A 10894-nucleotide genomic window follows, 5' to 3' on the forward strand; every position below is an offset into this window, starting at 1 on the left:
TTTTTCGGCGCGGTTGATAGTCAGGGGGTCGACCCTTGGAGTTTTCCGGTGATTGGGCGGGCCCCTTCGCTGGCAAGCCAGCTCCTACAGAGAGTTGGCTTGCCGGCGATGAGGCCCGAAAGATCGCCATTTTTTTTGAACAAAAATGAAACCGGTTTCAGAGGTAGAAAAACAATGAACAAACCTGCCGTTTCCATCAGCCTCTCCAGCTACGGCGCCGATCTGGTACGCCAGCGCGGTCAAGGCAGTTTCATCGACGTACTGGCCGCCGCCGGCGCCTCGCGCATCGAATGGCGCGAAGAATTGCTGACCGCTGAAGACCCCGCTCAACTGGCCAACGCTACTCAAGCCGTGGGCCTTGAAAGCGTCTATTCCTCACCCATGGAACTGTGGCTGGCCGGCCAGTCGAAACCCAATCCCGAGCTGGTCACCGCGCTGCAACGCGCCCAGGCATTCGGGGCCAAATGGCTGAAGGTGTCCCTGGGTTACTTCACCGACAACTGTGACCTTGCGGCCCTGAACCGCACACTCGCGCAGAGCCCGGTGCATCTGCTGGTCGAGAACGACCAGACCCTGCAGGGCGGTCGCATCGAGCCGTTCCAGCGTTTTTTTGCTGAAGTCGAGCAACACAGCCTGCCCATCCAGATGACCTTCGACATCGGCAACTGGCACTGGCAGGACCAGTCGCCTGCCAGCGCCGCGCGCCTGCTCGGCCGCCACGTCGGATATGTGCACTGCAAGGCGGTGACCCGCCGCGCCGACGGCAAGCTGGTCGCCATCCCACCCGCCGCCAGCGACCTGCATCAGTGGGAACAGCTGCTGCGGCACATGGCCCAAGGGGTTATGCGAGCCGCGGAGTATCCGCTGCAAGGTGACGACCTGGTGCAACTGACCACTGAACACGTCGCCGCCCTCGCCCACCTGGGCCACGCGCAGCTGGAGAACGCCCATGTCTGAGATCGATATCCTGTCGTTCGGCGAAACCATGGCGATGTTCGTCGCCGAGCAGGCAGGCGACCTGGCCAGCGTCGGCGCGTTTCACAAACGCATCGCCGGTGCCGACAGCAACGTCGCCATCGGCTTGTCGCGCTTGGGGTTCAAGGTGGCCTGGTTGAGCCGGGTGGGTGCCGACTCCTTGGGTCGCTTCGTGATCGACACGCTGGAACAGGAAGGCCTGGATTGCTGCCACGTCGACATCGACCCCGCGCACCCCACCGGTTTCCAGCTCAAGTCGCGCACCGACGATGGCAGCGATCCTGCGGTCGAATATTTCCGCCGTGGTTCGGCGGCCAGTCACCTGTCACTGCACTCGATCGTGCCCGAACTGCTCAAAGCCCGGCACCTGCACGCCACCGGCATTCCCCCGGCGCTCTCTGAAACCGCGCGGCAGATGTCCTTCGAACTGATGACCCGCATGCGCCAGGCCGGGCGCAGCGTGTCGTTCGACCCGAACCTGCGCCCAAGCCTGTGGGCCAGCGAGCAAAAGATGATCACTGAGATCAACCGCCTAGCCGCCCTCGCCCACTGGGTGCTGCCGGGGCTGAGCGAAGGTCGCTTGCTCACCGGTTTCGAAGACCCGGCCGACATTGCCGCGTTCTACTTAGGCCAGGGCGCCGAAGCCGTGGCGATCAAACTCGGCCCGCACGGCGCTTATTACCGCACACACCTGGATCAGGGTTTCGTCGCTGGTGTGCCGGTGCAAACGGTGGTCGACACCGTCGGTGCCGGCGATGGTTTTGCCGTCGGCATGATCAGCGCCCTCCTGGAAAACCACAGCTTTGCCGACGCCGTGCAGCGCGCCAACTGGATTGGCAGCCGGGCGGTGCAGAGTCGGGGGGATATGGAGGGGTTGCCGACCCGAGCCGAGATGTCCGTTGAATTCGAGGCCGTCATCGCCAGCAGGCTGGCTCCCACAAAAACTGTGGGAGCCAGCCTGCTGGCGATGAGGCCGGCACAGTCACTGAAGATTTAACACCTGCTGCGACAAAAACAACAAGCTCAGGAGCATCACCATGAAAACCGCAACCCTCGCCACCCGCCGCTGGTGGTACATCATGCCCATCGTGTTCATCACCTACAGCCTGGCGTACCTGGACCGCGCCAACTACGGCTTCGCCGCCGCGTCCGGCATGGCCGCCGACCTGATGATCACCCCGGGCCTGTCGTCGATGCTCGGCGCGCTGTTCTTCCTCGGTTACTTTTTCTTCCAGGTACCGGGAGCGATCTACGCGCAGAAACACAGCGTGAAGAAACTGATCTTCGTCAGCCTGATCCTCTGGGGCAGCCTCGCGACCCTGACCGGGATCGTCTCCAACGCCTACTGGCTGATCGTCATCCGCTTCATGCTCGGCGTGGTCGAAGCTGCCGTCATGCCGGCGATGCTGATCTACCTGTGCCACTGGTTCACCCGCGCCGAACGCTCGCGGGCCAACACCTTCCTGATCCTCGGCAACCCGGTGACCATGCTGTGGATGTCGGTGGTCTCGGGCTATCTGGTGCAGCATTACAGCTGGCGCTGGATGTTCATCGTCGAAGGCTTGCCGGCGGTGCTCTGGGCGTTTATCTGGTGGCGCCTGGCCGATGATCGTCCGGCCCAGGCCAAGTGGCTCAACGACCAGGAAAAACAGGACCTGGAAAGCGCCCTGGCCGCCGAACAGGTCGGCATCAAGGCGGTGAAGAACTACGCCGAAGCCTTCCGTTCGCCGAAAGTGATCATCCTCGCCCTGCAGTTCTTCTGCTGGAGCATCGGCGTCTATGGCTTCGTGCTGTGGCTGCCGTCGATCCTCAAGGCCGGCGCACAGATGGACATGGTCGAGGCCGGCTGGCTGTCGGCGCTGCCTTATCTGGCGGCGGTGATCGGCATGCTGCTGGTGTCCTGGGGCTCGGACAAACTGCAAAAACGCAAACGCTTCGTCTGGCCACCACTGTTGATCGCCTCGATCGCTTTCTATGCGTCCTACGCCCTGGGCGCCGAACATTTCTGGTGGTCCTACACCTTGCTGGTGATTGCCGGTGCCTGCATGTATGCCCCTTACGGGCCGTTCTTCGCGATCATTCCGGAGATCCTCCCGGCCAACGTGGCCGGCGGCGCGATGGCGTTGATCAACAGCATGGGCGCGCTCGGTTCGTTCGGCGGCTCCTACCTGGTCGGCTACCTGAACAGCTCCACTGGTTCCCCCGGCGCATCCTACCTGTTGATGAGCGGCGCGCTGATGTTCTCGGTGGTGCTGACGATGTTCCTCAAACCCGGCGCCAGTGACCGGGAGCGTCCCCCGGTCGCTGTGACCCGTACCGCCGCCCATTCCTGACTGGATGACGACTATGAAAAAGCAGGTTGTTCTGTACAAGAAACTCTCGCCGCTGCTGATGGCCCGCTTGCACGAGCAGGCCGAGGTGACGCTGATCGAAAGCCTCGACGACGAAGGCCTGGCCCGTCTGCGCGAGGCCCTGCCCCACGCGCACGGCTTGCTGGGGGCCAGCCTGAAACTGGACGCCGGACTGCTGGACCTGGCGCCAAACCTGGAGGCCATCGCCAGCGTCTCGGTGGGGGTCGACAACTACGACATCGACTACCTGACCGACCGCCGGATCCTGCTCAGCAACACCCCCGACGTGCTCACCGAAACCACCGCCGACACCGGTTTCGCCCTGATCCTGGCCAGTGCCCGGCGCGTGGTGGAACTGGCGAACCTGGTGCGCGCCGGGCAATGGACCCGCAACATCGGCCCCGCGCATTTCGGCAGCGATGTGCATGGCAAGACCCTGGGCATCATCGGCATGGGGCGCATCGGTGAAGCGCTGGCCCAGCGTGGGCACTTCGGTTTCGGCATGCCGGTGATCTACCACAGCCACTCGCCGAAACCGGCGGTGGAGCAGCGTTTCAATGCACAGTACCGCAGCCTGTCGGAGCTGTTGCAGCAGGCCGATTTTGTTTGTTTGACCTTGCCGCTGACCGCTGAAACCGAAGGCCTGATCGGCGCAGAGCAATTTGCCCTGATGCGTCCCGAAACCATCTTCATCAACATTTCCCGGGGCAAGGTGGTCGACGAAGCGGCACTGATCGAGGCGTTGCGCACGGGACAGATTCGTGGGGCCGGGCTGGATGTGTTCGAGCGTGAACCGCTGAATCTTGACTCGCCGTTGTTGCAGATGAACAACGTGGTGGCGACGCCGCACATGGGTTCGGCGACCCATGAGACACGGGAGGCCATGGCCCGGTGTGCGGTGGATAATCTGCTGGCGGCGTTGGCGGGTGAACGGCCGAAGAACCTGGTGAATGGCGCGGCGTGGAGGGGCTGACATAATTGGCGCCTGTCAGGCAGCCTTCGCGAGCAAGCCCGCTCCCACAAGGGATTTGTGAACGCCACAGATCGAGTGTGGGAGCGGGCTTGATCGCGAAGGGGCCGGCCCAACCACCACAAATCCCTCAGGCCCGCCGCGCCTCCAGAAGATCCATCGCACACAGCGCTATGCGCCGACACGCATCCGCCAATTTGCGCTGATCCACCACCAGCCCAATGCGGATATGCCCCGCCGCACTCGGCCCAAACGCCTCCCCCGCCAGCACCGACACCCCATACCCCTCCAGCAGCCGCTCGGCGAAATGCTGGGCGGTCAGCCCGGTCTGGCGCACGTCGACCATCACGAACATCCCGCCATCCGGCCGGATCGGACGGATACCCGGACAATGCCTGAGGCTCGCACACACCAGGTCGCGGCGCTGGCGATACTCTTCGCGCATCGACGCCACCTCCGGCAGGTCTTCATCCAGCGCCAGCTGCGCGGCCTTTTGCACGAACTCCGGAATGCCGAACAGCATGCACAACGACAGATGCTCCAGATGGTCATTCAAGGTTTTTGGCCCGATCACCCAGCCCACTCGCCAGCCGGTCATGGCATGGGATTTGGACAGGCTGTTGATGGTCGCCGTCCGCTCGGCCATGCCCGGCAGGCTGGCCGGGCTGATGTGTTCGCCCTCGTACAGCAGATCGCTGTAGACCTCGTCGCTGATCAGCCACAGGTCATGCCGAATACACAGCAACGCCAGCTCCTGCCAGATCATCAGCGACAGACTGGCGCCGGAAGGATTGTTCGGGCTGTTGAGCAACAGCGCGCGGGTTTTGGGGGTAATCCGGGCCGCCACGTCCGCCGGATCGACCCGAAAACCGTTCTCCGGACGCACCGGCACCGGCACCACCTTCGCCCCACACGCACCGAACACCCCTTCATAGGTCACGTACATCGGTTCGGCGACTATCACTTCGTCGTCCGGATCGAGCACGCACTGCGCGACCGAATACACCGCGTTTTGCGCCCCGGGCATCACGATCACATGGTCGGCGTCCACCACCTGACCGCTTCGACGTCGATGTCGCCGGGCAATGCTGTCGCGCAAGGCCCGACTGCCACGCGCTGACGAATAGTGGGTGTCGCCGGCCAGCAAACTGTCGATGGCCGCCTGAACGATGGGCTTGGGTGTATCGAAATCCGGGTCGCCGACCGACAGCAGCAATATGTCGACGCCCTGTGCGCGCATTTCCAGTGCGCGGTCATGAATCTGCCAGGCCGCGGCGCCTTCACCGGCGATGCGTTGGGTCAAGCCTGAATAGCGCATGTATTTCTCCAGTCGCGCGAGTTCCTGACACAACCCTATCTCAAATCGCGAAGCGCGCCACCCTGGCGTTCGAATCCCCTTCAATCGGGATTTTATTGTTCAAAAGGTTGCACCGGCGCATCGCGTAGAAAATACCTACACCAGACGGTGCGATAGCTGACAGCCATATCGGCATTTCGTCATTAAAGTCGCCTACCTGTAATTTCTGTCAGGTTCCAAAGTCGTCTGCTTTCGATATAACTGGACCATGCCGACAGCCCTGAATCAGGTGTCTGAAGGCAGGCCGCATGAACCATGCCTTTATGAAGTAGGAAGATTCTGCCGTGCCCACGCCATCATTGATGATAATTGGGAGAGTCCGTCATGTACCGTTCCAACCCAGCTCCAACACGGTCATCGTCAGCCCAGGTCAGTTTCCAGCCACCGGAACCCGCACAACCCAAGCCGATCACACTCACCAACAGGGAAAGAGAAGTCTTGCAGTGGAGCGCTGCCGGCAAATCCTCCTGGGAAATCGGCCAGATCGTCGAATGCACCGAAGCCGGGGTGAACTACCACTTCTGCAACATCCGCCGAAAATTCGGTGTGAGCTCGCGCTGGAGCGCTGTGGTCAAGGCGCTGGAGCAAGGCCTGATTCATCTGCCTTGACCCGCGGCCGGCCAATGCCTGCCGCGATGCACCTGCATCGCGCTGGTGTTGCCGACCGGGGCGCGGCTTCATGAGCCAGCGCATCATTCTTGCCGATGACCATCCGGTAGTGTTGATAGGTGCCAGGACGGCCTTGACCGCATCGCCCGGATCGCCGTTTTCCGTGGTCGCTGAAGCGCTCAACGCCGATGAGCTGATCTATCACCTGGACGTCACACCCTGCGACATCCTGATCAGCGATTATTCGATGCCCTACGGGCGCTTTCCCGATGGCCTGGCATTGATGGGTTACCTGAACCGTCACTTCGGCCACATACCGCTCATCGTGATGACCATGTTGCGCAACCCTTCCCTGCTGCAGGCCTTGCTCAATCATGGCGTATGCGGCCTGTTCGACAAGCGCAGCCCGTTGAGCGAACTGAGACAGGCCGTAAACAGTGTGACCAAGGGGCGTCGCTATCTCAGCCCTTCTTTTGCCCGGATTCTCGAGGCCCGGTCCCTGCCCCACTGTCGTTCCGACGCGACGGCGAATCTTTCGGAACGAGAAATGGAGGTGGTGCGGTTGTTCGTCCAGGGGTTGTCCGGCCGGCAGATTGCCGCGCAGTTGAATCGCAGTGAAAAAACCATCAGCAGGCAAAAAAGAACCGCCATGGACAAGTTGGGACTTGGCCATGACGGTGGGTTGGTGGAGTTTGCGCGGGTGAGTGGGTTGGGATGAGACTCTATTCTCGCGAGCTGTAAATCCGCTAAGTGTACGTAGTGTGCGATAAAAAAACTGAATGGTGCTTTGCACCCTGCGTCACCATCCAGTTCGTCTGGCACAGTATCTATCTCTGATTATCAATACCCAAGCGATTCCTCACACCTTTAGGTTTACCTATGTTCCTAGCCCTTTGCTGATTATCTTGATACATTTGATTTTGCTGCCAATTATCAAAGTTAGAGCTTCTTAAATTACTGTTCATTGCTGCAATTTTATCGTACTGCAATGCATCAGCTTTTAGCACGCTTTCAGCCTCTCGGGTTATACCAGGCATGCCAATATTATTATTCGCCCATTTCTGCACGTCTCGGGCATTATTAACAGCTTCGCCTGCAGCGTTACGCCACGAAGTTACCTCCTTTACAAAGCTCACCTTATGTTGTTTCTCATAAGCCTTTACAAAGTCTGAATCCCGAGCCATTTTATCAGTTTCTGCCATTATTTCGTTATATTTCAATTTTCGTAATTTGGTGGCTTTATTCAACTGCCTTACGTGTTTGGTCTGGATAGGCCGAACGGTTGCCGGGCGCGCCTTAGAGTTTATCAAAAGCGCCGCGGGCATATTTTCCGCGTCCACGGTCTTAGTAGTAGATCTGAACAAACGCAGAATCCGCCCCACTACCGAATGCCCGTCACGGTCCGAATTAGATATCGGATCTCCCTCGCAATAAGTGTAAGAATTAATCCAACCCTCCCCAAACGGACTCCAACTATCCGGACTATGAAACCGCATCAACAGCCTATTGAACACACGATACCCATTACCCAGCAAATACCAACCGGTTGACGTTTCCCGAAGCTCGCCGTTGTAACCCAACCGTGCACTCACCGGTTGCTCTGAACTGCTGTGCCCATACGCGGAATAAGCAATGCCATTCGTCAAACCCTGCCCAACCTCACACAGCACACTGTTCTTGTCATCACTGGCCAGCAGTAGGGACTTTGGGCCAGCACCTGCCTGGTGCTCGGCGAGCACATTTCCTTCGGCACGTACGAAAGTACTGCTATTGGCACCCTCGATCTGGTTGGACAGTTCACCGTTCTGGTAGAAACGCTGTTCGTGACTGCCGCCAACACTGCTGCCGCTCAGCGTGTCCAGCGAGTCATAGTGATAGTCACTTTCCGTCCCACCGGCCAAGGCGCTGACGCTAATCAGACGCCCCAGGCTGTCATAGGCCAAAATGCGCCCGACTTCGTCCTGCAGCAGATTACCTTCGGCGTCATAATTGAAGTCGATTCTCGGCGGATAGAGCGGGTCGCCAGGCCTGGGTGGAGTCAATACATTGCTCAGCCCGGTCAGTTGACAAGGATCTTGCGGATTGCTGTACTCGAAATAGATCGCGTGGCGCCCACCCTCGAACGTGGTTTCCACGAAGTCGAGATTGTCCTGCGCATCGAAGCTGAATACTTGTCCCTTGATCACCTTGCCATAGGGGTCTTCAGGCCGCTGGCTGCCCGTGCAGCTGTAGTCGACCAGGCGTCCACGTGCGTCATACGCGTAGGTTTCGTCTCGCAGGGTCTGATTGCCTTGCATCAACGAGCGCATTGTCAGCCGGTCGACTTCGTCGTACGCCTGGCTCAGGGTCTGAACGACCTGATTGCCCATGTCGAACGTGCGCAGCGTCTCACGGCCGAAATCATCGTACTCCAGGTCGATCTTCAGCCTTTGCGTACCATCGAGGGTGTCGATTGTCTTGAGTTGCCCCACAGTGTCGTAGGTGAAGGTCGAGCGAGTGCTGCCCAGCTCAGTGGCCACCAACCGGGCAAACCCGTCGTACTCGTAGGTCTGGATTTGCCCGAGCACATCGGTATAACTCATCAACCTGGCCTGTCGGCTGTATTCGTAGAACATGGTGTACGGCGATCCACCGGTCTGTTCACGTTTTTCCGATTTCACCTCACCGGTACTGAAATACTGGCGTTCAAGGCTATGTTTAATGCCCGCTGCGTCGACTTCTTCAGTGCTGCGCAGGCGCGCGTTTTCAGCGTCATAGGTATAGACGGCGGTACTTTCAACGGCGATCCGCTGCTCCGGGTCTTCACCGAGTTCCGGCCGGTAGACGTAACCGGTTTCCACACCGCTGGGCCGCATGACGCTTTTCGGCTGGCTTTGCCCCGGATCAAAGTTATAGACACTTTTACGTCCGCCGGTAATCGACACGACCATCCGATCGAGCCCGTCGAAGCCCTGTTCACCCAGTACGCTGCCGTTGACGCTGATCTTCACCGGCAGGTCTTCACTGCTGTGCGCGGCGTACTGGCGCTCGACTTCGTTGCTGTCGGGCAAAACCGTCCTGGTCATCCGGTCGAAAGCGTCGTACTCATAGCGCGTCCAGTTGCTGGCGGCATCATATTCCTCGGCGGTCCGCCCGATGCCATCGTAGTGGTAGAGATGCTCGCTGATCGTCTGACCGCCCAGGTCGATACGTTTAACACTGTCGGGTTTGTCGAACAGGTTGTTGACCGTCACGGTTTTGCCCATGCCGTCGAGCCATTGTGTGGTGGTGCGGCCAATCGGGTCTGTGACCTCGTGCTCCTCGACGCCATCGGGTCGAATCACACTGCGCTGCTCACCCCAATCGTCGTAGTTGAACAGGCTGGTCAAGGGCACGTCCGTGGCCCTTTCCCAGTCGATCACGGTCTCGCTGATCAACTGCTCCAGGTGGTTGTAGGCGGCTTTGTAGGTCTCGCGAAACGCTTGCGGATTGCCGCCCAGGGCATCGGCATCGCGGCGTGTTTCCTTGATGACCCGATTGTGCCCGTCCAGGTGAGTGATGGTTTCTACACCCTTGACGTCCCTGGCGGTTTGAGTCGCCTGCTGACCATTGGCGTTGACCAGCGAGTAGGTGTAGTTACGACTGGCCTCATAAGGCGTGCCCGGCGCCACGGTTTCCTTGGTCACACGCCCTAACAGGTCATACTCGTAGGCGATTTCCACCTTGTTGTCGTCATGGTTGAGCAGTGGCTCGCCATTGAACAGGGAATGCTCCAGGTTGATGATTTTTTTCTGCCCGTCAAAACCAGTCAGGGTGTTGACCGTGTGCAGCACCGCCTCACCACTACGGGCATTTCGGGCCATGCTGTAGGTATAGGCGGTGGTGGTGGTCTTGCCGTTGAGCGTCACGGCGTCCTGCAACTTGCGCCCGTGTTCGAACGGGTTGTTTGGCGTGTTGATGTATTTGTAGGCAGTGACCTGCAGCGCCTGGCCCTGGCCATTGATGACCTGCCCCAGCGTCTCGTCCTTCATGGCCAGCCAGGGCCCGGAACCGGTCAGTCCCAGTTCCGCGGTGTAGGTGTAAAGGGTCTGCAGGGTCGGGGCCTTGCCATATTGGGAGGCAGACGGCTTCACGGTCTTGCTTTTGATATTGCGCACAAACCCCTGCGGGTCGGGCGGGCAGCCCACCTCGCCTTGCGCCTGGTACCACTCGCTGGTTTCGGTCACGCCGTCGGCGTTGACCTGGGTCAGCAGGTTGCCGAAGTCGTCGTAGGTGGTGGTGACAGTCTGCACATGGCGGGGCAATGTGGCGCTGACGTGGCGCCAGGTCTGGGTCACGGTTTTCGGCAGCTGGCAATAGGGCTTCTGGTCCTTGAAGCCCAGGTTCGGGTCGATGTAGTACTCGGTGTCGGTCCTCTGGTAGGTGTGGTCTTTCCCCGGATCTGTGGTGTATTGGGTGGTTTCTTCCAGGGTCAACAGATGAAAGCGGTTGAACACTCGCCGGGTTTCACGCACCTTTTTATTGCTCGATGCGTCCCAGAGAATTTCGGTGGTTTCGTAGTCGAACGGGGAGCGCACTTTATAGAGGTTGTCCAGGCCATCATCGCTCCAGGACAGACCGCTGCCAAAGCCGAGAAAGTTGTGGTCCTTGGCG

At 59.7% G+C, this 10894-nt stretch carries 8 protein-coding genes; 6 read left to right on the forward strand and 2 right to left on the reverse strand.

Annotation, left to right across the window (positions count from 1 at the left end; all coding sequences use genetic code 11):
* Window positions 1-174: 174 nt before the first annotated feature.
* The 4 genes from SOP85_RS29960 to SOP85_RS29975 are packed head-to-tail and all read left to right on the forward strand — an operon-like array spanning window position 175 to window position 4299.
* Window positions 175-957, forward strand: a complete 783-nt coding sequence (locus SOP85_RS29960) for a sugar phosphate isomerase/epimerase family protein (RefSeq protein WP_323629273.1) — start codon at window positions 175-177, stop codon at window positions 955-957.
* Window positions 950-1972: a sugar kinase gene (locus SOP85_RS29965; protein WP_323629274.1), complete on the forward strand. Its 1023-nt coding sequence runs from the start codon at window positions 950-952 to the stop codon at window positions 1970-1972. The genes SOP85_RS29960 and SOP85_RS29965 overlap by 8 nt, the downstream gene beginning before the upstream one ends.
* A gap of 40 nt (window positions 1973-2012) precedes the next feature.
* Entirely contained in the window at window positions 2013-3308 is a 1296-nt protein-coding gene (locus SOP85_RS29970) for an MFS transporter (RefSeq protein WP_274077118.1), read from the forward strand.
* Between the two features lie 13 nt (window positions 3309-3321).
* Window positions 3322-4299, forward strand: a complete 978-nt coding sequence (locus tag SOP85_RS29975) for a 2-hydroxyacid dehydrogenase (RefSeq protein WP_323629275.1) — start codon at window positions 3322-3324, stop codon at window positions 4297-4299.
* A gap of 127 nt (window positions 4300-4426) precedes the next feature.
* On the opposite strand, the gene SOP85_RS29980 is transcribed toward SOP85_RS29975, so the two are convergent.
* The gene (locus SOP85_RS29980; protein WP_323629276.1) at window positions 4427-5614 is read right to left on the reverse strand and encodes a pyridoxal phosphate-dependent aminotransferase; all 1188 of its coding nucleotides are present in this window, start codon (window positions 5612-5614) and stop codon (window positions 4427-4429) included.
* 363 nt (window positions 5615-5977) lie between these two features.
* On the opposite strand from SOP85_RS29980, the gene SOP85_RS29985 reads away from it, so the two are divergent.
* Window positions 5978-6262 carry a helix-turn-helix transcriptional regulator gene (locus SOP85_RS29985; protein WP_274077121.1) on the forward strand — a complete coding sequence of 95 codons (285 nt, stop codon included), beginning with the start codon at window positions 5978-5980 and terminating at the stop codon, window positions 6260-6262.
* Between the two features lie 70 nt (window positions 6263-6332).
* Complete coding sequence (locus SOP85_RS29990) at window positions 6333-6980, forward strand: response regulator (RefSeq protein ID WP_323629277.1); 648 nt, start codon at window positions 6333-6335, stop codon at window positions 6978-6980.
* Window positions 6981-7089: 109 nt separating this feature from the next.
* Here the strand turns inward: SOP85_RS29990 and SOP85_RS29995 are convergent.
* A partial coding sequence (locus SOP85_RS29995; RefSeq protein WP_323629278.1) for an RHS repeat-associated core domain-containing protein occupies window positions 7090-10894 on the reverse strand: 3805 nt, incomplete at its 5' end.

The sequence above is a fragment of the Pseudomonas sp. YuFO20 genome (genome assembly GCF_035064975.1).
In the GTDB taxonomy this organism is placed as follows: Bacteria; Pseudomonadota; Gammaproteobacteria; order Pseudomonadales; family Pseudomonadaceae; genus Aquipseudomonas; species Aquipseudomonas putida_AE.